The sequence below is a fragment of the Sphingomonas sp. URJC2 genome, from assembly GCF_059803575.1.
The window spans coordinates 1-20,163 of the sequence record NZ_JAPFGX010000048.1; the positions used below are offsets into that span (position 1 = coordinate 1).

The 20,163-nt window shown below is 69.1% G+C and carries 19 protein-coding genes and 1 other RNA gene; 15 read left to right on the forward strand and 5 right to left on the reverse strand.

The window, feature by feature from the left end:
• Nucleotides 1-153: 153 nt before the first annotated feature.
• From mtgA to OPU66_RS13335, 3 genes are all read right to left on the reverse strand, one after another.
• Entirely contained in the window at nucleotides 154-873 is a 720-nt protein-coding gene (gene mtgA / locus OPU66_RS13325; protein WP_498554148.1) for a monofunctional biosynthetic peptidoglycan transglycosylase, read from the reverse strand.
• A gap of 260 nt (nucleotides 874-1,133) precedes the next feature.
• On the reverse strand, nucleotides 1,134-2,036 hold the full coding sequence (rpoH, locus tag OPU66_RS13330; RefSeq protein WP_160592748.1) for an RNA polymerase sigma factor RpoH: 903 nt from the start codon (nucleotides 2,034-2,036) through the stop codon (nucleotides 1,134-1,136).
• Between the two features lie 59 nt (nucleotides 2,037-2,095).
• Complete coding sequence (locus tag OPU66_RS13335) at nucleotides 2,096-3,052, reverse strand: RluA family pseudouridine synthase (RefSeq protein WP_498554165.1); 957 nt, start codon at nucleotides 3,050-3,052, stop codon at nucleotides 2,096-2,098.
• A 19-nt stretch (nucleotides 3,053-3,071) separates the two neighbouring features.
• On the opposite strand from OPU66_RS13335, the gene OPU66_RS13340 reads away from it, so the two are divergent.
• The 13 genes from OPU66_RS13340 (at nucleotide 3,072) to OPU66_RS13400 (ending at nucleotide 15,722) form a co-directional block, all read left to right on the forward strand.
• Nucleotides 3,072-3,500, forward strand: a complete 429-nt coding sequence (locus tag OPU66_RS13340; RefSeq protein WP_498554149.1) for a M67 family metallopeptidase — start codon at nucleotides 3,072-3,074, stop codon at nucleotides 3,498-3,500.
• A gap of 78 nt (nucleotides 3,501-3,578) precedes the next feature.
• Entirely contained in the window at nucleotides 3,579-4,232 is a 654-nt protein-coding gene (locus OPU66_RS13345; RefSeq protein WP_498554150.1) for a histidine phosphotransferase family protein, read from the forward strand.
• Between the two features lie 68 nt (nucleotides 4,233-4,300).
• The gene (locus OPU66_RS13350) at nucleotides 4,301-6,652 is read left to right on the forward strand and encodes a chemotaxis protein CheA (RefSeq protein WP_498554151.1); all 2,352 of its coding nucleotides are present in this window, start codon (nucleotides 4,301-4,303) and stop codon (nucleotides 6,650-6,652) included.
• Nucleotides 6,652-7,086 (forward strand): chemotaxis protein CheW, encoded by a 435-nt coding sequence (locus tag OPU66_RS13355; protein WP_498554152.1) that lies wholly within the window; start codon nucleotides 6,652-6,654, stop codon nucleotides 7,084-7,086. The genes OPU66_RS13350 and OPU66_RS13355 overlap by 1 nt, the downstream gene beginning before the upstream one ends.
• A 329-nt stretch (nucleotides 7,087-7,415) precedes the next feature.
• Nucleotides 7,416-7,781, forward strand: coding sequence for a response regulator (locus tag OPU66_RS13360; RefSeq protein ID WP_498554154.1), 366 nt, complete (start codon nucleotides 7,416-7,418; stop codon nucleotides 7,779-7,781).
• Between the two features lie 10 nt (nucleotides 7,782-7,791).
• Nucleotides 7,792-8,907 (forward strand): chemotaxis-specific protein-glutamate methyltransferase CheB, encoded by a 1,116-nt coding sequence (gene cheB, locus OPU66_RS13365; protein ID WP_498554155.1) that lies wholly within the window; start codon nucleotides 7,792-7,794, stop codon nucleotides 8,905-8,907.
• Complete coding sequence (locus tag OPU66_RS13370; protein ID WP_498554156.1) at nucleotides 8,904-9,740, forward strand: CheR family methyltransferase; 837 nt, start codon at nucleotides 8,904-8,906, stop codon at nucleotides 9,738-9,740. The genes cheB and OPU66_RS13370 overlap by 4 nt, the downstream gene beginning before the upstream one ends.
• 92 nt (nucleotides 9,741-9,832) lie before the next feature.
• Nucleotides 9,833-10,738 carry a DMT family transporter gene (locus tag OPU66_RS13375; protein WP_498554157.1) on the forward strand — a complete coding sequence of 302 codons (906 nt, stop codon included), beginning with the start codon at nucleotides 9,833-9,835 and terminating at the stop codon, nucleotides 10,736-10,738.
• A 94-nt stretch (nucleotides 10,739-10,832) separates the two neighbouring features.
• Nucleotides 10,833-11,465 carry an N-acetylmuramoyl-L-alanine amidase gene (locus OPU66_RS13380; protein ID WP_498554166.1) on the forward strand — a complete coding sequence of 211 codons (633 nt, stop codon included), beginning with the start codon at nucleotides 10,833-10,835 and terminating at the stop codon, nucleotides 11,463-11,465.
• 52 nt (nucleotides 11,466-11,517) lie between these two features.
• Nucleotides 11,518-11,919, forward strand: an RNA gene (gene rnpB, locus OPU66_RS13385) — RNase P RNA component class A.
• 201 nt (nucleotides 11,920-12,120) lie between these two features.
• Complete coding sequence (locus OPU66_RS13390) at nucleotides 12,121-13,725, forward strand: phosphoenolpyruvate carboxykinase (protein WP_498554158.1); 1,605 nt, start codon at nucleotides 12,121-12,123, stop codon at nucleotides 13,723-13,725.
• Between the two features lie 163 nt (nucleotides 13,726-13,888).
• Nucleotides 13,889-14,539, forward strand: coding sequence for a PEPxxWA-CTERM sorting domain-containing protein (locus tag OPU66_RS13395; RefSeq protein WP_498554159.1), 651 nt, complete (start codon nucleotides 13,889-13,891; stop codon nucleotides 14,537-14,539).
• Between the two features lie 157 nt (nucleotides 14,540-14,696).
• Nucleotides 14,697-15,722: an aspartate-semialdehyde dehydrogenase gene (locus OPU66_RS13400; protein WP_498554160.1), complete on the forward strand. Its 1,026-nt coding sequence runs from the start codon at nucleotides 14,697-14,699 to the stop codon at nucleotides 15,720-15,722.
• A 69-nt stretch (nucleotides 15,723-15,791) separates the two neighbouring features.
• Here OPU66_RS13400 and OPU66_RS13405 read toward each other — a convergent pair whose 3' ends face one another.
• Complete coding sequence (locus OPU66_RS13405) at nucleotides 15,792-17,168, reverse strand: methyl-accepting chemotaxis protein (protein WP_498554161.1); 1,377 nt, start codon at nucleotides 17,166-17,168, stop codon at nucleotides 15,792-15,794.
• Nucleotides 17,169-17,475: 307 nt separating this feature from the next.
• On the opposite strand from OPU66_RS13405, the gene OPU66_RS13410 reads away from it, so the two are divergent.
• The gene (locus tag OPU66_RS13410) at nucleotides 17,476-18,291 is read left to right on the forward strand and encodes a hemerythrin domain-containing protein (RefSeq protein WP_498554162.1); all 816 of its coding nucleotides are present in this window, start codon (nucleotides 17,476-17,478) and stop codon (nucleotides 18,289-18,291) included.
• A gap of 33 nt (nucleotides 18,292-18,324) precedes the next feature.
• Here the strand turns inward: OPU66_RS13410 and radC are convergent, their stop codons facing one another.
• Nucleotides 18,325-19,020: a RadC family protein gene (radC, locus tag OPU66_RS13415; protein ID WP_498554163.1), complete on the reverse strand. Its 696-nt coding sequence runs from the start codon at nucleotides 19,018-19,020 to the stop codon at nucleotides 18,325-18,327.
• Between the two features lie 113 nt (nucleotides 19,021-19,133).
• On the opposite strand from radC, the gene OPU66_RS13420 reads away from it, so the two are divergent.
• The coding region (locus OPU66_RS13420) for an intermembrane phospholipid transport protein YdbH family protein (protein ID WP_498554164.1) at nucleotides 19,134-20,163 on the forward strand (1,030 nt) is incomplete at its 3' end.

Here is a 20,163-nt window from a genome sequence, read left to right on the forward strand (position 1 = left end):
CGGCCTCCCATAGCGTAACCTGCCGTTGGGAGGCCGGGTGGGGGTGCGGGCCGGTGCCGCCCCCGCGCCGCAAGGCGTGGCACAAACAACCCCGCCCCCGTGCCGTGAGGCGCGCCACAAACCTCACGCCGCACAACGAACACCCTTCTCCGCTCAGCGCAGACAACCGTCCAGCCGGTCGCGCCTGACCGCGCCCATGCGCCGCAGGATCGCATTGCCATAGCGCCGCGTCGCGCCGGTGGGGGCGGTGGCGGCGCGCTTTTTGGGCAGCGGCAGCACGGCAGCGATGCGCGCGGCCTCGACCGTGGTCAGCCGGTCCGCGCCGTGGCGGAAGTAACGCCGCGCCCCTGCCTCGACGCCATAGGTGCCGATGCCGGTCTCGGCGATGTTCAGATAGACTTCCATGATTCGCCTTTTGCCCCAGATCGTCTCGATCAGCAGCGTGAACCACGCCTCCAGCGCCTTGCGGGCATAGCCGCCGCCCTGCCACAGAAAGGCGTTTTTCGCCGCCTGCTGGCTGATCGTCGATCCGCCGCGGATGCGGCCGCCCTGGGCGTTGCTGATCGCGGCGGCGGCAATGGCGTCGACATCAAAGCCGTGATGGCTGCAAAAGCGCGCATCTTCCGCCGCAATCGCCGCGCGCGGCATATCGGCATCGATGCGCGACAGCGGCGTCCAGTCCTTGGTCACGCTGCGCCCGGCCAGCAGGTCCCCGGCCATGGTGAAGGTGAAGGGCGGCGGCACGAACCGGTAGAGTGCGACCCACAGGACCGAGATCAACACAAAGCCGATGCCCGCGCGCAGGATCCACCGGCCGGGCCTGAACCGGCGGGGGCGATCAAAAGGCGAGGAACGGCGGGGACGCTTGGCCATCGCGCCTTTCTAGAGCATTTTCGAGCCGGGTGGAATCACCCGGCGGCTCGGAAAATGCGGCAAATCAAAGGGCTAGAGCATTTTCGAGCCGGGTGGAATCACCCGGCGGCTCGGAAAATGCGGCGAATCAAAGGTCTAGAGCGGCCGATCCGATGCAGCCGGATCGCAACCCGCGCTTGCGCGACCGGCCATGAAATAAATCCTCCCCGGCCGGGGCCGGGGAGGATCATGAAAACACGCCGTTCGGCCGCCGCCGGTCGTCAGGCGGGCAGCAGACGCCGGTCGCCGGCCAGCCGCAGCATCGCGCGCTGGAGCTTTTCAAACGCCCTGACCTCGATCTGGCGCACGCGTTCGCGGCTGACGCCGTAAACCTGGCTCAACTCCTCCAGCGTCTTCGGCTCTTCGGCCAGCCGCCGCTCGGTCAGGATGTGGCGTTCGCGGTCATTCAGATCGTCCATCGCCTCGACGAGCAGCTGGTGGCGCACGTCGCGCTCCTCGGCATCGGCCAGGCGCTCGTCCTGCAGCGGGTCATTGTCGGCAAGAATATCCTGCCACTGGCCTTCGCCATCCTCGCGCATCGACACGTTGAGCGAGCTGTCGCCGCCCATCGCCATGCGACGGTTCATGCTGATCACATCGTCTTCGGACACGCCGAGGTCGGTGGCGATCTTGGTCACGTCCTCGGGCCGCAGATCGCCATCCTCGAACGCGTCGATGCGGTTCTTCATCCGCCTCAGGTTGAAGAACAGCTTTTTCTGCGCGGCGGTGGTGCCCATCTTCACCAGCGACCAGGAACGCAGGATGAACTCCTGGATCGAGGCGCGGATCCACCACATCGCATAGGTAGCAAGGCGGAAACCCCGGTCCGGCTCGAACTTCTTCACGCCTTGCATCAGGCCGATATTGCCTTCGGAAATCAGCTCCGACACCGGCAGGCCATAGCCGCGATAGCCCATCGCGATCTTGGCCACGAGCCGCAGATGCGAGGTCACCAGCTGCGCCGCCGCTTCCGGGTCCTGATGCTCCTGATAGCGTTTAGCGAGCATATATTCCTGCTCGGGCGTCAGGATCGGATATTTGCGGATCTCGGCGAGATAGCGGTTGAGGCCGGCCTCGCCGCCCAGCGCCGGGATGGTCGCGGGTACGTTCTTGCCACTGGCCATTGCTCATTCTCCCTGCCGTCGCCGCGCCCTTTCCGGGCGGGCATCAAGACTTAACACACTTATATACGCAGCTGACTGAACAACAGCTGCATGTCATCGGGCATTTCGCTGTCAAAAGCCATCTCGGCCCGCGTGACCGGATGGATAAAGCCCAGCCGCGCGGCGTGCAGCGCCTGCCGTTTGAACGCCAATGCTTTCAACACCTCGCGGTGTCCCGGCCGGACGCGGCCATAGACCGGATCGCCGAGCAGCCCATGGCCCAGCGAGGCCATATGGACGCGCACCTGATGGGTGCGCCCGGTTTCCAGCCGGCATTCGACCAGCGCCGAGTCGCGCAGCGGCGTGACCATCCGGTAATGGGTGACGGCGCGCTTGCCGCGCCCGGCGGCGACGATCGCCACCTTTTTGCGGTCGCTGTCCGACCGGGCGAGCGGCGCATCGACCGTCCCCGCTGCCGGGCTGGGCAGGCCGGCGACGATCGCCAGATAGCGGCGGTCGATGCTGTGATCGGCAAACTGCCGCGCCAGCCCTTCATGTGCGCGGTCGGTCTTGGCCGCCACGATCAGGCCCGATGTGTCCTTGTCGATCCGGTGGACGATGCCCGGCCGGGCGACGCCGCCAATCCCCGACAGCTGGCCCGCGCAGTGATGCAGCAGCGCATTGACGAGCGTGCCATCGGGATTGCCGGCGGCGGGATGGACGACCATCCCCGCCGGCTTGTCGATCACGATCAGATGTTCATCCTCGAACGCGATCACGAGCTTCAGGTCCTGCGCGACATTGTGCGCCGGTGCCGGATCGGGAACGCCCAGCGCGAACTGCGCCCCCGCGGTCGCCCGCACCGCCGGATCGCGCCACGGCCGGCCATCGTCGCCGGTCACCCGGCCGGATGCGATCAGCGTCTTGATCCGTTCGCGCGACAGCGTCGGCACGGCCGCGGCCAGCGCCCGGTCGAGCCGCCAGCCATCGGCTTCGGCGCTGATCGTCGCCGCGATTATGGAAACCCCCGCGTCCATCGGATAGGCGAAGTTGGTCATGACGGTGATGATTTCAAGGGCGGCGCTGGCGGCGGCCCGCGCCCATGCCGCGACGGTGCCGGGGCGCGAGGTGTGCGGGCTGTTGCTGGGCGCGACGGCCACGGACGGCAGCGTGCGGATCGACGCCGCGCAGCCCTGCGCCAATGTCGCCGCCGATCCGGCAACGGCGTTCGAGATCGATCCCGCCGCGCTGATCGCCGCCCACCGCGCCGCGCGCCATGGCGGCCCGGCGGTCATCGGCTGCTATCATTCGCATCCCCGGGGTCCGGCCCGGCCGTCGCCGCGCGACGCCGCGCAGGCGGCGGGGGACGGTCAGATCTGGCTGATCCTGCCCGGCGGCGGGGGGCAGGATGACAGCGCACTGCCGGGCGCATGGCGCACGCTGCCCGGCGGGTTCGTGCCGGTGGTGCTGACGCCGTTCGGCTGATCCGGCCCGGCGCAGCCCGCTTGCATCGCGCCCGCCGCTTCGCCAGAAGGGCGCCTCTGTTTGCAACCGGGACGCCTCATGACTGCCAGCGCCGTCGACTTCGCCAGCCTGTTGTGCTCGCGCCTGTGCCATGATCTGCTCAGCCCGGTCGGGGCGCTCAACAACGGGCTGGAGCTGCTGGCCGACGAGCATGATCCCGACATGCGGGCGCGCTGCCTCGATCTGCTCAACGAAAGCGCGCGTGCCTCGGCCAACAAGCTCAAATTCTTCCGCCTCGCATTCGGCGCGGCGGGCGGCTTTGGCGAAAGCGTCGCGTCGCGCGAAGCGCGGGCGGCGATCGAGGGGCTGTTCGGCCCCGGCGGCCGGGTCGAGCTGGGCTGGATGGTCGAGGCCGAGGCGCTGAGCAAGACGGCGATCAAGGTGCTGCTCAACCTTGCGCTCATCGCTGGCGATGCGCTGGTGCGCGGCGGTCGGCTCGATGTCGGCGCGGAAGTGGCGGGCGACACCACCGAAATCGTCGTGCGCGCCGAAGGGCCGCGCCTCGTGCTCGACAGCGAGTTGCGCGATGCGCTTCAGGGGCGCACGGACGAAGCGGCGCTGACGCCGCGCGCCGCCGCCGCCTGGCTGGTGCATCAGCTGGTCGCCGGCACCGGCGGGCAGGTGCTCGTCTCCGCGCCCGAAGAGCCGTTCGTGATGTTCGGGGCGACGCTCCGCCACGCGCCCGCTGCCTGACGCGCCGGCCCTAACCCGGCCTTAACCATCGCCCTGTCACAAGGCCCCGACCGGACCGGATGGGGCTGATGGACGATCTGCTGAGCGAGTTCATCGCGGAAACGCGCGAGACGTTGGAGGCGCTGTCGGGCGAGATCATCGCCTGGGAGGCCGATCCGCAGGATCGCGCGCGCCTGGATGCGGTGTTCCGCTTCGTCCACACCGTCAAGGGCAGCTGCGGCTTTCTGGAACTGCCCCGGCTCGAACGGCTGAGCCATGCCGCCGAGGATGTGCTGTCGGCGCTGCGCGCGGGCACGCGCGGCGGCGATGCCGCGCTCGTCACCGCCGTGCTCGCGGTGATCGACCGCATCGGCGAGCATGTCGACGCGCTCGAAGCCGGGACCAGCCTGTCGGAAGACGAGGATGACCAGCTGATCGCGGCCCTGGCCGATGCCGGGCGCGGCGCGCAGCCCGCCGCCCAGGCGGTGAGCATGACCCAGGCATCCCGCGCGGCCACGCGCAGCATCCGCGTGCCGCTCGACCTGCTCGACCGGATCATGAGCGGCGTGTCGGACATGGTGCTCGCCCGCAACGAGCTGTCGCGCCGGCTGCGCGATCTGGGCGCGGAGGATGAGCTGGGCGGCGCGTTCGAGCGGCTGTCGGGCTGCATCGCCGACATGCGCGACGCGGTGACGCGCACCCGCATGCAGCGGATCGAAAAGCTGTTTTCGGCGCTGCCCCGGCTGGTGCGCGACACGGCCGCCGAATTGGGCAAGCCCGTCGACCTCGAAATCGATGGCGGCGATGTCGAGCTGGACCGCGAGATGATCGAGCTGATCCGCGATCCGCTGACCCACATGGTCAGAAACGCCATCGACCATGGGCTGGAGCCGCCGACCGAACGCCGCCGGCGCGGCAAGCCCCCGGTCGGCCGGCTGGCGATCAGCGCGCGCCAGTCGGGCAACCAGATCGTGATCGAGGTCGCCGACGACGGCAATGGCATCGACGAAGCGCGGATCGTGGCCAAGGCGGTCGCCGCCGGCATCGTGACGCCCGAGGCCGCCGAGCAGATGAGCGCGGCGGCGCGGCTGGCGCTGGTGTTCTCGCCCGGCCTGTCGACCGCCGAACAGGTGACCGCGCTGTCGGGCCGCGGCGTCGGCATGGACGTGGTCAAATCGAACATCGAACGGATCGGCGGATCGATCGAGCTGGACAACCGGCCGCGCGTCGGGCTGCGCGCCGTGATCCGCGTGCCGCTGACGCTGACGATCATCGCCACGCTGACCGTGTCGGCGGGCGGGCAGTGCTTTGCCATTCCGCGCGCCGCCATCGACGAGATTGTGCGCGCGTCGAGCGGGATGATCCGCATCGATTCGCTCGGCAATGCCGGCATCGTCACCATCAGGGGCCGGGCGATGCCGCTCGTCCATCTCGAACAGGTGCTGGGCATGGGGCCGGTGGATGCGGCCGACGGGCGCACCCTTGTCGTGATCCGCGCCGGGGCCGGCTGCACCTATGCGCTGTGCGTCGAGGCGGTGCACGACCATGAGGAGCTGGTGATCAAGCCGGCCTCGCCGCCGATTGCCGCAACCGGCGTCTATGCCGGCAAGTCGCTGCCCGACAGCGGCGTGCCGATGCTGCTGCTCGACATGGCGGGCATCGCCGCGCGCGCCGGGGTGGCGGCGGAAGACGCGGCGGCCGCGCTTGCCGCCCCCGAGGCCGATGAGGCCGACACCCATGTGTCGAACCTGTTGTTCCGCGATCTGGACGGGCGGGTGCGGGCGATCCGCCTGGCCGTGGTCGAGCGGGTCGAGGATGTGCCGATCGACCAGATCCGCTTCACCGCCGGGCGGATGCGCGTCGCCATCGGCGACCGGCTGCTGCCGCTCGCCGGGCTGGATGCCGCGCCGGCGGGCGAGACGCTCAAGCTGCTGCGCCTGCATGACGGCGCGCGCGACCTTGCCTATGCGATCGACGATGTGATCGACATTGTCCGCCTGCCGCCCGATTGCCAGGCCGCCGGTGCGCCGGGGCCGGTCGCGGGGGTCGTGCTGGCGGGCGGCGAGCAGATCGAGCTGCTCGATCCATTCTGGCTGTTCGCCGCTGCCGACGCGGATGTGCCGCCGCCGCGCCGTCCGGTCTGTCTGCTGCCCGACCGCGAGGATCTGTGGACGCGCGAAATCCTGCGCCCGCTGGTCGAGGCGGCGGGCTATCGCGTCGCCTTTCAGGGGGACAGCGCGGCCGAGGAACCGGCGGTCATCATCGCGCTGGAGGACGGCGCGGAGGCAGGCGGTGATGCCGGGCAGGGGGCCGGGCAGGGGGCGGCCCCGGTCGTCCGGCTGACGCCCGACCGGCAGCGCGCCGGCGGCGACCGCATCTATCGCTATGACCGGGTCGCGCTGCTCGCGGCCATTGAACGCATCGCGGCGGAGCGGGGCTGATGGACAATCTCTATCTGATCGCCACCATCGCCGATCAGCCGGTCGCGATCCGCGCCGCTCTGGTCGAATCGGTGGTCGATATCGACCATATCGCGCCAGTGCCGCTCGCGCCGCCGCACATTGCCGGGCTGGCGCCGCTGCGCTCGCGCGTGCTGACCATCATCTGCTGCGAACGCGCGCTCGGCCTGCCGCCGACCCCTGCGCGGCGGTCGCGGATCGTGGTCGTCAATGTCGATGGGCATCATTACGGGCTGCGCGTCGGCACGATCGAGGATGCGCGGGTGATCGAGGACTCCCCGGCCCCGATCCGCGCCCGGCTGGACGCCGGCTGGGCACGCGTCGCGCTCGGCATGCTCGATTTCGGCGGCGAGGCGCTGCTGCTCGTCGATCCCGAAGCTCTGGTCGCCGGCCCCGAAGAGGCACTCGCCGCCTGAACGGCGGGGAAGGCTTGGAGGCTGTTCGGGGAAGAACGGCACCGGGTGTTTTTGTTTGGGAAAAACGGCACCGGGAGTCGTTAGCTAGGAAGAACGGCACCGGCCCGCACCCCCACCCGGCCTCCCACAGTGTATCCTGCCGATGGGAGGCCGGGTGGGGGGGCGGGCCGGTGCCGCCCCCGCGCCGCGAGGCGCGCAATAAACAACCCCGCAACAGACAAACCCCCGCGCAACCAACCCCCCGCCCTCAACCAGAGCCGCGCCTTAACCATGTCCTTACCTTCATCGGCCTAGGTTCAGACCGGGTTAGAACCAGTCGAGTTGCCGTCATGAAGACCTGCCTTGTCGTTGATGATTCCAAGGTGATCCGCAAGGTTGCGCGGCACATTCTCGAAACGCTCGACTTTCAGGTGTCCGAGGCCGGGGACGGGCGCGACGCGCTCGATCAGTGCCAGGCGGCGACGCCCGATGTGGTGCTGCTTGACTGGAACATGCCGGTGATGACCGGGATGGAGTTTCTGAAAGCGCTGGGCGAGGCCGATCTGCCGCGCCGGCCCAAGGTGGTGTTCTGCACGACCGAAAGCGGCATCGGCCATATCAAGGCGGCGATCGAGGCCGGGGCCGATGAATATGTGATGAAACCGTTCGACCGCGACACGCTGGCGTCCAAGCTGCAGATCGTCGGCCTCGCCTGAACCGCGCGCCGTGTCCCCGTCCCCGCTGACCGAGGCACCGCCGCACCGGGCCGGGGCCGGCCCCATCCGTCTGCTGATCGTCGATGATTCGGCGGTCGCGCGCGCGGTGTTCGCGCGCATGGTCGGCAGCCGGCCGGAGTTCGAGATCGCCGCGACCGTGGCGAGCGCCGCCGCCGCGCTCGATTTTCTGGCCGGGGCGCGCGTCGACATCATCCTGCTCGACATCGAAATGCCCGGCCAGGACGGGCTGACCGCGCTGCCCGCGATCCTCGCCGCCAGCGCCGGGGCGCGGGTGCTGATCGTGTCGTCATCGGCCGAACAGGGCGCGGTGGCGACGATCCGCGCGCTGACGCTGGGGGCCGCCGACACGCTCGCCAAGCCGGGGGCGAGCGCCTTTGGCGGCAGGTTTGCCGATGTGCTGGCCGAAAAGCTGCTGCGGCTGGGCCGCGCGGTGCACGGTCCGTGCATCCGGCAGGCGGCGGAGGCCGGGGGCGATGGCGCGGGCGGCGATGCCGGCGCGGCCCGGCTGCGCCCGCTGGCCGACGGGCCGATCGACTGTCTTGCGGTCGGCGCGTCGACCGGCGGCCTGCACGCGCTGTCCGAGCTGCTGGGCGCGCTGCCGCCGGGCTTTGCCGCGCCGATCCTGATTACCCAGCATCTGCCGCCCGCGTTCATGAGCTTTTTTGCCGCCCAGATCGCCGAAATGGCGCATCGCCCGGCGGAAGTGGCGCGGCCGGGCGCGCGCATCCTGCCGGGCCGCTGCTATGTCGCGCCGGGCATCGGCCATCTGGGCGTCGAGACGGTGGGCGGCGCGGTGCGCGTCCGCATCACCGACGAACGGGTAGCGAGCGGCTGCATGCCCTCGGTCGATCCGATGTTCATGGCGGTGGCGGAGATTTACGGGCCGCGCGCGCTGGGCGTGGTGCTGAGCGGCATGGGCCGCGACGGCGCGCAGGGCGCGGCGCGGCTGACCGACAGCGGGGCCAGCGTCATCGCGCAGAATCGCGACACCTCGGTCGTCTGGGGGATGCCGGGGGCGGTGGTGTCGGCCGGGCTGGCGAGTGCGGTGCTGCCGCCGCGCCAGATTGCCGAGCTGATCGCGCGCCGCCACCGGGCCGCCGCATGATCGCCGACAAACCCTCGCTCGCCTATCTGGCCGGGCTGCTCGAACAGCGCACCGGCCAGCAGATCGGGCCGAACCGGCTGTGGCGGATCGAAACCGTGCTCAAGGCGATGATCCGCGCGCAGGGCATTGCCTCGCTCGGCGATCTCGTCGCCCGGCTGCGCGGCGGCGCCGAACCGGCGCTGGTCGATGCCGTGCTGTCGGCGCTTCTCAACCATGAAACCTATTTCTTCCGCGACACCGCCGCGTTTCGGCTGATCGAAACCGGCGTGCTCGACCAGCTGCGCGAGGCGCGCGCGGCGGACCGGCGGCTCGCCATCTGGTCGGCGGGCTGCTCGACGGGGCAGGAAGCCTATTCGCTGGCGATGATCTTCGCCAACGATCCCGCGCGCTGGCAGGACTGGACGATCGACATTCAGGCAAGCGACGTGTCGGCGGCGGCGGTCGAGCGTGCGCGCAGCGGCAGCTACAGCCAGTTCGAAATCCAGCGCGGCCTGCCGATCACCTCGATGCTGCGCTGGTTCGATCAGGATGGCGAGACATGGCGGGTGCGCCCCGCGCTTGCCGGCCGGGTGCGGTTCAAGCGCCATCATCTGCTCGACGATCCGGTGCCGGGGCGGTTCGATCTGATCCTGTGCCGCAACGTCATGCTCTATTTCAACGCCGAGCGGCGGCGGCGCGCGTTCGACCGGCTGGCCGATGCGCTGGTGCCCGATGGCTATCTGATGCTGGGCGCGGGCGAGACGGTGATCGGCCAGACCGACCGGTTCGGATCCGATCCCGAACTGCGCGGGCTATACCGCCCCGCGTCCCTGATCCGCCGTCAGGCGGCCTGAGGCCTTATCTGCCGTCACGCGGCCGCCCGCCAATCGTCCTGCCGGGGCGCGCGACGCTTGCGCCCGCCGCCTCACCCGTTACAGCGCCCGGCATGGCCGCGACCCTTTCCCGCCTCGGGCCGCGCGATCTGATGGTCGTGCTGGTGATGAACCTGCTCTGGGGGCTGAACATCATTGCGGTCAAAATGGCCGTCGACGCGGTCGAGCCGCTGACCGCCGCGTTCATCCGCCAGCTGATCGTGCTGCTGGTGTGCGGCAGCTGGATCCGCATCGTGCCGGGGCGGATGCCGGCGCTGCTCGGCCTTGGCGTTTTGACCGGGGGGCTGTTCTTCATCGCCATCAACATGTCGCTGGCGGTGGCGACCAATGTCGGTGCGCTGGCGATTGCCGGCCAGCTGGGCGTGCCGTTTTCGATGCTGCTTGCGGTCATCGTGCTCAAGGAGCGCATTCACCGCTACCGCATCGCCGGGGTCGCGCTGTCGCTGGCCGGGGTCGGCATCCTGCTGTTCGATCCGCGCGCGGCCAATGAGGTGCCGGGCATCGCGCTGACCGCGCTCGCCAGCCTGATCTGGGCGATTGCCTCGCTGATCCAGCGCGGCCTGACCGGCGTCAATGTGCTGACCATGTATGGCTGGATCGGCCTGATCGGCGCGGCGGTGCTCGGCCCGGTCGCCTGGGCGTTCGAGCCGGCGGCGATGCGCGCAATCCCCGCGCTGCCGCTGGCCAGCATCGGCTGGATCGCCTTTTCCGCCATCGGCTCGACGATCATGGGCCATGGCTCGATGGCGTGGCTGCTCCAGCGCCATCCGATTGCGGTCGTCATGCCGCTCACTTTGGCAACGCCGGTGATTTCGGTCGCGGCGGCGGCGCTGTTCTTCGCCACGCCCTTGACGCCGATGATGATTTTGGGCGGGGTGGTGGCGCTGACCGGGGTGGCGATCGTGACGCTCCGTTCGGCGCGTGCGCAAAGTGGCGAGGCCCGCAGCAGCGACAGCTGAGCGGAACCGGAACGCCCGGGCAGGGGGATGAAGGGTGAGGGAGATCATCGACACGCCGTCGCCGAACTGGGACGAGCGCCGCCTGCCGGTGACGATGATCGTCCTGCACTATACCGGCATGGCCGATGCCGCATCGGCCATCGCCCGGCTGGCCGACCCCGAAGCCAAGGTGTCGTGCCATTATCTGGTGACCGAGGATGGTCAGGTCGTCCGCATGGTCGGCGAGGACAAGCGCGCCTGGCACGCCGGGCTGTCGCACTGGCGCGGCGTGACCGACATCAACTCGGCCTCGATCGGGATCGAGATCGTCAATCCGGGGCATGAGTTCGGCTATCGCCCGTTCCCCGACGCGCAGATCGAGGCGCTGATCCCGCTCGTCGCCGATGTGAAGGACCGGCACGGCATCACGCGCGGCAACATTGTCGGCCATTCGGACATCGCCCCGGCCCGCAAACAGGATCCGGGCGAGCTGTTCCCCTGGGGGCGGCTGGCGCGGCTGCGGCTCGCTTTGCCGCGCCCGACGCGCAACCTGATGGACCCGGGCTGGAGCGATGGCGGCTTCCTGCTCGCGCTCGAACGCTTCGGCTATGACGTGACCGACAGCCTGGCGGCGGTCGTTGCCTTTCAGCGCCGCTTCCGTCCCGAACTGATCGACGGCACCATCGACGCCGAATGCCGCGCGATCCTGCTCGCCCTGCTGCTGCCGCGGCCGCAGGGGGACGACTGAGCCGGCGACAAGATGGGTGACGCGGCAGCCGCCTGGCGCTAAGGGGAGCGGGCCAGAGGGTCGGGCGGTCGCGTCGCCGCGCAAGCGGTGCCGAGGAAAGTCCGGGCTCCACGGAACAGCGGTGCCGGGTAACGCCCGGCGGTTTCCGGCCAGCGGCCGGGGATCAGGGACAGTGCAACAGAGAGCAGACAAGCGACCGCTTCGGCGACGCGAGGGTGAAAGGGTGCGGTAAGAGCGCACCGCGGCCCCGGCAACGGGGACGGCATTGCAAACCCCACCGGGAGCAAGACCGAATAGGGGCGGCGCGCGGGGCAACCCGCAGGGCCTTGTTCCGGCCCAGTCGCCCGGGTTGGTTGCTGGAGGCCGTCAGCAATGGCGGCCCGAGAGGAATGATCGCCCAGTCCCGGACCCGTTCCGGGATGGACAGAACCCGGCTTACAGACCCTCTGGCAGTTTTGCGGCAGTTTTCCGCCGCGCTGCGCCGCGCCGGCCGGCCGGATTTTCGTTAATCCTGAATGATCTGCGTTAAGTTATCTGACAACTGTCCCGGATAGGACCAATCGGCCGCGACCCATTTGACTCAGGGCGCGGCGGGTGGATATGCGGCCTGCATTCGAATGCACGCGCGCGTGCGCCAATGCCGTTCTGCTGGAGGATGTCCGTGTCCAATCATGTGCCTGATTTCACGCTTGCCGATCAGGGAATCGACACCGGGGCGACGCTCCACTGGAATCTCGGCACCGCGCCGCTCGTCGAGCAGGCGGTGCGCCGGGGCGAGGGCGTGCTGGCCAAGGACGGGCCGCTGGTCGTCAAGACCGGCAAGCACACCGGCCGTTCGGCCAATGACAAATTCATCGTCCGCGACGCCGAAACCGACGCGACCGTGTGGTGGGGCAAGACCAACAAGGCGATGACCCCCGAGCAGTTCGCCGCGCTCAAGGCCGATTTCCTTGCCCATCTCGGCACCAAGGACACGTTGTTCGTCCAGGATCTCTATGGCGGTTCGCAGCCCGAACACCGGGTGAATGTGCGCGTGATCAACGAGTTTGCGTGGCACAATCTGTTCATCCGCACGCTGCTGGTGCGCCCCGACCGCGCGGCGCTCGCCGGGTTCGTGCCCGAATATACGATCATCGACCTGCCGAGCTTCCAGGCCGATCCGGCCCGGCATGGCTGTCGTTCGGAAACCGTGATCGCGGTCAACTTCACCGAAAAGCTGATCCTGATCGGCGGCACCGCCTATGCCGGCGAAATGAAGAAGTCGGTGTTCGGCATTCTCAATTATCTGCTGCCGGCCAAGGGCGTGATGCCGATGCATTGCTCGGCAAATATCGGCCCGGACGGCGACACCGCGATCTTTTTCGGCCTGTCGGGCACCGGCAAGACGACGCTGTCGGCCGATGCCAGCCGCACGCTGATCGGCGATGACGAGCATGGCTGGTCGGACACCGCCGTGTTCAACTTCGAGGGCGGCTGCTATGCCAAGATGATCCGCCTGTCGCCCGAGGCCGAGCCGGAAATCTTCGCCACCACCAAGCGCTTCGGCACGGTGCTTGAGAATGTCGTGATCGATCCCGACACGCGTGAACTGGATTTCGATGACAACAGCCTCGCGGAAAACAGCCGCGGTGCTTATCCGATCGAGTTCATTCCCAATGCGTCGCGCGACAATCTCGGCCCGGTGCCGCGCAACATGATCTTCCTGACCGCTGATGCCTATGGCGTGCTGCCGCCGATCGCGCGGCTGACCCCGGATCAGGCGATGTACCACTTCCTGTCGGGCTATACCGCGCGCGTCGCGGGGACCGAGATCGGCGTGACCGAGCCGGATGCGACCTTCTCGACCTGTTTCGGCGCGCCGTTCATGCCGCGCCATCCGAGCGTCTATGGCAATCTGCTGAAGGAGAGGATCGCGCGCGGCAATGTCGATTGCTGGCTGGTCAACACCGGCTGGACCGGCGGCAAATATGGCGTTGGTCGTCGCATGCCGATCAAGGCGACGCGCGCGCTGCTCAATGCCGCGCTCGACGGGTCGCTCGCCAATGCCACCTTCCGCACCGATCCGTTCTTCGGCTTTCAGGTGCCGGTCGCGGTGCCGGGCGTCGACAGCGCGATCCTCGATCCGCGTGCGACCTGGCCCGATGCCGCCGAATATGACGCGACGGCGCGCAAGCTCGTCCAGCAGTTCATCGACAATTTCGCGCAGTTCGCGGACCATGTCGATGAAGGCGTCCGGCAGAGCGCCCCGCGCGCGGCCTGACCCGGCCGGTTCCGGCCCGGGCGGGGATGTTGCGTTCCCGTCCGGCCGGTCGCCCCGTGCTGAAAATAAAATCTTCGCAAATGGTTAATACGGACGTCTCAGCCCATCCCTAAGGCTGCGCCGGCGCCGCTCGCCGGCGCCTGTCAGCCAAGGGGTATGGTTCATGATCAAGCATGTTTTCGCCGCCGCGCTCGCGGCTTCGGCGCTGGGCGCGCCGGCGGCCGCCGGCACCATTGTGCCGGTCGGCGTCACCGCCAGCGACACTTTTTCCTTTTTCGGTCAGTATCGCGCCATCAACCTTATCAATGGCAGCGGCCTCACCGGCGCGACCCATGATGCCGGTTTCGCCAATATGTGGATGACCAATCTGGGCGTGAATCAGGCGTCGCTGACCTTCGATCTGGGCGATGTCTATGCGCTGAACGGCGTCAGCCTCTGGAACTATAACTTCGGCAATCCGGCCGAGTTCATGTCGACCATCCTGCGCGGGGTGAAGGATTTCAGCATCTTCGTGTCGCGCGACGGCACCAGCTATGCCCGCGCGCTCGATGCGCAGCTGGCGCTCGGCACCGGCCAGGCGCTGGCGGCGCAGGATTTCGCGCTGGCGGGCGAGGCGCGGTTCGTGCGGATCGACATCCTGTCCAACCATGCTGAGGGCAGCTATGCCGAGCGTGACTGGGCGAGCGGCCTGTCGGAGGTGCGGTTTTCGGGCAATGCGGTTCCCGAACCCGCGACCTGGGCGATGATGGTCGCGGGCTTTGGCCTCGCCGGGGCAGGGCTGCGCCGCCGGCAGACGCGCATCGCCTTCGCCTGATTGCGAGGCCGGGGGCGGGCGGGGTGCCGCCCCCGGCTTTTGGCGGCCCAAGAAAATCTTGGCCCGCAGCCCGCCCCCGGAGGGCGCCCCGCGCCCGCCCGGTGCTGGACAGGCCAGTGCCCGCCCGCTACGCGCCACCCCCTTGAGGAGGCGCTTCATGGGTTATCGGGTGGTGGTCGCGGGCGCGACCGGCAATGTCGGCCGCGAGATGCTGAACATTCTGGCGGAACGCGAATTCCCGATCAGCGAGCTGGCCGCGCTGGCATCGTCGCGCAGCCAGGGCGAAGAGGTCGAGCTGGGCGACACCGGACGCACGGTCAAGGTCCAGAATATCGAGCATTTCGATCCCGCCGGCTGGGACATTGCGCTGTTCGCCATCGGGTCGGAGGCGACGCGCATCCACGCGCCGCGCTTTGCCGCTGCCGGCTGCACGGTGATCGACAATTCCTCGCTCTACCGGATGGAACCGGACGTGCCGCTGATCGTGCCCGAGGTGAATCCCGAGGCGATTGACGGCTATAGGGCGCGCAACATCATCGCCAATCCGAATTGCTCGACCGCGCAGATGGTGGTGGCGCTGAAGCCGCTGCACGATTTCGCGAAGATCCGCCGCGTGGTCGTGGCGACCTATCAGTCGGTGTCGGGCGCGGGCAAGCAGGGCATGGACGAGCTGTTCGAGCAGAGCCGCAACATCTTTGTCGGCGACCCGGCCGAACCGAAGAAGTTCACCAAGCAGATCGCCTTCAACGTCATTCCCCATATCGACAGCTTCCTCGACGACGGGTCGACCAAGGAAGAATGGAAGATGGTGGTCGAGACCAAGAAGATCCTCGACCCCAAGGTCAAGGTTGTCGCCACCTGCGTGCGCGTGCCGGTGTTCGTCGGCCATTCCGAGGCGATCCATATCGAGTTCGAAAACGACATTTCGGCCGCCGACGCCCAGCGCCTGCTGCGCGAGGCGCCGGGCGTGATGCTCGTCGATAAGCGCGAGGATGGCGGCTATGTGACGCCGATCGAATGCGTGGGCGAGTTCGCCACCTATGTCAGCCGCGTGCGCGAGGATCCGACGGTCGAAAACGGCCTCGCGCTGTGGTGCGTGTCCGACAATCTGCGCAAGGGCGCGGCGCTTAACGCCGTGCAGATTGCCGAACTGCTCGGCCGCCGGCACCTCAAAAAAGGCTGATGCCGCCCGGCTGCATTTTCCGAGTCGCCGGGCGATTCAGCCCGGCTTGAAAATGCTCTGATGGCTGGTTCACCCGGCGTCGACGGCCATGCGCGCGGACCGCGTTCCGGCCCGCTGGTCTGAAACCACCCGCAACGCGGGCGCGCGCTGGCCATGGGGGCGTCCGCCGCGGTCGCCGCCCGGTGCGCCCCCGGTGTCGAACGCCGAGGCGCGGTCCGCAAGGACGCCCGCTTCGCCCATCAGCGTGTTGGCCGCGGCAGAGGTCTGTTCGACCATCGCCGCGGTCTGCTGGGTCGACTGGTCCATCGATCCGATCGCGGCATTGATCTGGGTGATGGCTGCGGACTGGGCGGCATTGTCGCGCGCAATGTCGGCCAGCAGCGCATGGACGGTGCCGACATCATCGGCAATCGCCGCCAGCGCCGTGTCCACCCGCTCGACCGCGCCGACCGCGCTGCCGATGTCGGTCTGGGTGACGGTCAGCTGGTCGCGGGCACGCTTGGCCTCTTCCTCGGCGCGCATCGCGAGTGCAGAGACGAGATCGGCGACGACCGCAAAGCCGCGCCCGGCCTCGCCCGCGCGCCCCGCCTCGACCGCCGCGTTCATCGCCAGAACCCGGGTCTGGAACGCGATCTTGTCGAGGCCCTCGATCACGCTGTCGATGCCCTTGGCGCTTTCCGACACCCGCTCCATCGCCGCCACCGCCTCGTTTGCGGTCGTCCGCCCGGCCGAAACGGTCTCGCGCGTCTGGTCGGCGCGGTCGACCGTGCTGCGGGCGGATGCCGAAACCTCGCCCAGCCGCTCGTGCATCTGCGCGATGGCGGCGGCGGTTTCCTCGATGCTGGCGGCATTGGCCTCGGTGCGGCGGGCTAGGTCGCCGGCCGCGCTCGCAATCTCGCTCGATCCGCCCATGATCGTCCGGCTGCTGTCGCCGAGCGCGGTCACCAGCGCCTGGAGCGTTTCCGCCATGTCGTTGAAATCGGTCTTGAGCTGGCGATAGGCGACAGGCACGTCCGCCGCGATGCGCACGGTCAGGTCGCCCTGGCGCAGCGAGGCCAGCGCGGTGCCGAAAATGCCCGTCACCAGCGTCTGTTCCTCGGCGCGGCTGGTCAGCTGGGCGCGGGCGGTGTCGCGGAACACGAACATCGCGCGCGTCATCCGGCCGACACAGTCGGTATAGTCGGTATGGGCAATGGGGCTGTCCAGATCACCGGCGGCAAGCGCCTCCATCCGCACCACGGTCGTCACATAGGGACCGGCAATCGCTTCGCGGCACAAATGGGCGATCACGACCCCGGCAAGCGTCGCCACCGCAGCGACGGCTGCGACGATCCATGCCCCGGCGAGCAGCGCCGCCAGTGCCGGCAGCGCTGTCAGGCCGACCATCACGCCAAAGGCAAGCAGCAGCTTCTGCCGGATCGGTGCATGTGCGGTGAACCAACGCATATGATCCTCCTGGACGAATATCGCGAACGCCAATGACTGGCATCTATCCGGGGCATCAATCCGGTTGCCTTATTCCAGACATTGTCATCGCTCTTTCATATTTTAGGGGCGGCGGCGCGTGATGGGGCCGCCAGCACGGATAAAAGAAAGTTAATCGCCCGGTCGCGTCGCGCCGGCCTGCCGCGCCCCTGATCCAGATGATTGCGCCGCCACGATCCGGGCCTCCGGCCAAGCTGAGTCCGGCCGAGGGAACGTCGCGCCGGGCCAGCGGTTGTCGCCACAGACGGAAATCGAGGAGACGGCGGACATGGCAAGCGAAGCCCCCAGCAAGACAGCCTCCGGTGCCGATGGCGGCGATGCCGGTCAGGACAAGTCCGCGCGTGGCCGCAGCGAGGGATCGAGGGCCGGCAGCGGCAAGGACGGCAAGGCCAAGGGTGACAGTGCGGTCGAGGCCGGCGGCAAAGCCGATGCCGGGGCGGATGCCCGGAGCAGCGATTCGTCATCCGCCCGGCCCCGGCGCGGCAAGCAGGGCACGCCGGTGAAGAATGACGATGGCGGCGGCACCGGCCAGAGCGGCGGCACCAGCCAGACGGGCCTGCTGCTTGGAGCGGCGGCGGCGGGCGTTGCGATCGGTCTGATCGCCAATCTCGGGCGCAAGGCGGCAGTGCAGGCACCGACGCTGCTGGCCGGGGATTGGGACGCGGCGCTGGCGGCCGAGCACCGGGCGACGCTCAAGCTGTTCGATGCGCTGGAGGCCACCGGCGGGACCAACGGCCCGCGGCGGACGATCCTGCTGATGCAGCTCAAGCACGCGCTCGCCAAACATGCGCTCGAGGAAGAAAACGCCATCTATCCGGCGCTGCGCGAAGCCGGCCAGACCGAGGAGGCCGATCGGCTGAACGGCGAGCATGGCTATGTGAAGCAATATCTCTACGAGCTTGAAAAAATGCCGAAAGACGGCCCCGGCTTCCGTGCGAAGCTGGCCGAGTTTCGCGCGGCGATCGAGGCGCATATGCGCGACGAGGAAGACCGGATCTTCCCCAGGCTGAAGGCCGGTCTGGATGCCGCTGCCAACAAGAAGCTGACCGCACTGATGAACAAGGAGGGCTTCAAGCTCGCCTGACCATGCGATCCGGCGGCGGGACTGGCCATTCCCTCAGATCAGCCCCATCGACCTCAGGCTGCTATGGCCGTTCGATCCGATGATCAGATGGTCGTGCACGGTGATGTCGAGCCGCCGGCCCGCCTCGACAATGTCGCGGGTGACGGCAATGTCCTGCTTGCTCGGTGCCGGATCGCCGCTTGGATGATTATGGACGAGGATCAGCCCCGATGCCGACAGGTCGAGCGCGCGGCGGATGACTTCGCGGGTGTAGATCGCCGCCTCGTTGGTCGATCCGGTGCTCATCACCTCGTCGCGGATCAGCATGTTCTTGGCGTTGAGGAACAGCACGCGCACCCGCTCGACCGGGATATGGGCAAGGTCGGCGTGCAGATAATCGAGCAGGGCCGCCCAGCTGTTGATCACCGGCCGCGCGCGCACCTCGGCCGACAGCAGCCGCAGCGCCGCCGCCTGCACCAGTTTCAGCGCACTGATCGCCGATTCGCCAAGGCCGGTGCGGGCAATCGCCTCCGGATCGGCGGCGAGCAGCCCGCCAATGCCGCCAAACTCGGCGATCAGCCGCTTGGCGAGTGGCTTGGTGTCGCGGCGCGGGATCGCGAGGGCGAGCAGATATTCGATCAGTTCATGATCGAGCAGCGCATCCGGCCCGCCGCGCAGCAGCCGCTGGCGCAGCCGCGCGCGGTGCCCCGCCGTGCCGCCCGGATCGGTGGCGGAGCCGCCCTCCGGCATGTCTCCGCGCGCTACAGGCACGTCACCATCCGTCCGATTATCTGCCATGCCCGCCATGGCCCAAGGCTTATGCCGCCGATCCGGGCTTCGCAATCGGCGTCCGCGCCCGCTATGTGGAAGGCAATGAACGCGACGGTTCGATCCTGACCGACCTGCCTGCCCTGGACGGCGCGGCCGTGCGCCCCATGGCCTCGCGACCCGCGCGGGTGGCGATGCTCGGCGCGGCCGGGATCGCCGTGGCGCTGGCGACGCTGTGGCTGGCACGCGCGCCGATTGCCGACCGGGTTATTGCACGCGCGCTCAGCACGCGCGGCATCCCCGCGCGCTATACGCTGGCCCGGATCGGTGTGCGCACCCAGCGGATCGAAAATCTGCTGATCGGCGATCCCGCCCGGCCCGACATGTCCGCCCGCTGGGTCGAAATCGACCTCGCGCCCCGGCTGGGCGCGCCGCGCATCGCCGCAATCCGGGCCGGGGGCGTCCGGCTGCGTGCACGCTGGACGGGGGCGCGGCTCGATCTCGGTGCGCTCGACCGGCTCAGGTCGGGGGCAGCGGGCGGCGCGGCGCTGCCCGATTTCGACCTTCAGCTGGCCGATGCCATTGCCGATGTGGCGACGCCGGCCGGGCCGGTGCGGATCGCGCTGGCCGGGCGCGGGCGGGTGAATGACGGCTTTGCCGGCCGGATCGCGCTTGCCGCGCCGGCGTTGCGCGCCGATCCGTGCCGGATCGACGGGCTGTTCGGGCGGCTCGCCGTCTCGGTCCGGGGCGGGCGGCCGGCGCTCACCGGGCCGGTCAGGGCGGCGGGGATTGATTGCGGCGCGGCGCGGCTGGCCGGGCTGGATGCGGCGGTCGAGCTTGGCCTGTCGCCTGGCCTCGACGACTGGCGCGCCGCCGCGCGGCTGGCGACGGCGGCGGCGACGGTGCCGGATGCGAAGCTGGCGGCAGCCGGGCTGCGCGGCATGATCGGCCTGTCGGGCGGGAGCGGGGGCGCGGGCGGGCAGGTCGTGCTGGCCGCGCTCGGGATCACCGCACCGGGGCTGACCGTGCAGCGGGCGGAGATTGGCGGCAGCCTTGATCTGCGCCCCGGCGGGGCGTGGCGGCTGGCCGGCCGGGCCAGCGCGCGCGGTCTGGCGGCGGCAGGCG

Coding starts and splice junctions, on each gene's coding strand:
- radC (WP_498554163.1), bottom strand. CDS start 19,020: ATGCCGGAGGGCGGCTCCGCCACCGATCCGGGCGGCACGGCGGGGCAC.
- OPU66_RS13390 (WP_498554158.1), top strand. CDS start 12,121: ATGTCCGTGTCCAATCATGTGCCTGATTTCACGCTTGCCGATCAGGGA.
- OPU66_RS13375 (WP_498554157.1), top strand. CDS start 9,833: ATGGCCGCGACCCTTTCCCGCCTCGGGCCGCGCGATCTGATGGTCGTG.
- OPU66_RS13410 (WP_498554162.1), top strand. CDS start 17,476: ATGGCAAGCGAAGCCCCCAGCAAGACAGCCTCCGGTGCCGATGGCGGC.
- OPU66_RS13345 (WP_498554150.1), top strand. CDS start 3,579: ATGACTGCCAGCGCCGTCGACTTCGCCAGCCTGTTGTGCTCGCGCCTG.
- OPU66_RS13350 (WP_498554151.1), top strand. CDS start 4,301: ATGGACGATCTGCTGAGCGAGTTCATCGCGGAAACGCGCGAGACGTTG.
- OPU66_RS13405 (WP_498554161.1), bottom strand. CDS start 17,168: ATGCGTTGGTTCACCGCACATGCACCGATCCGGCAGAAGCTGCTGCTT.
- OPU66_RS13395 (WP_498554159.1), top strand. CDS start 13,889: ATGATCAAGCATGTTTTCGCCGCCGCGCTCGCGGCTTCGGCGCTGGGC.
- OPU66_RS13370 (WP_498554156.1), top strand. CDS start 8,904: ATGATCGCCGACAAACCCTCGCTCGCCTATCTGGCCGGGCTGCTCGAA.
- mtgA (WP_498554148.1), bottom strand. CDS start 873: ATGGCCAAGCGTCCCCGCCGTTCCTCGCCTTTTGATCGCCCCCGCCGG.
- OPU66_RS13400 (WP_498554160.1), top strand. CDS start 14,697: ATGGGTTATCGGGTGGTGGTCGCGGGCGCGACCGGCAATGTCGGCCGC.
- OPU66_RS13335 (WP_498554165.1), bottom strand. CDS start 3,052: ATGGACGCGGGGGTTTCCATAATCGCGGCGACGATCAGCGCCGAAGCC.
- rpoH (WP_160592748.1), bottom strand. CDS start 2,036: ATGGCCAGTGGCAAGAACGTACCCGCGACCATCCCGGCGCTGGGCGGC.
- OPU66_RS13380 (WP_498554166.1), top strand. CDS start 10,833: ATGATCGTCCTGCACTATACCGGCATGGCCGATGCCGCATCGGCCATC.
- OPU66_RS13360 (WP_498554154.1), top strand. CDS start 7,416: ATGAAGACCTGCCTTGTCGTTGATGATTCCAAGGTGATCCGCAAGGTT.
- OPU66_RS13355 (WP_498554152.1), top strand. CDS start 6,652: ATGGACAATCTCTATCTGATCGCCACCATCGCCGATCAGCCGGTCGCG.
- OPU66_RS13340 (WP_498554149.1), top strand. CDS start 3,072: ATGACGGTGATGATTTCAAGGGCGGCGCTGGCGGCGGCCCGCGCCCAT.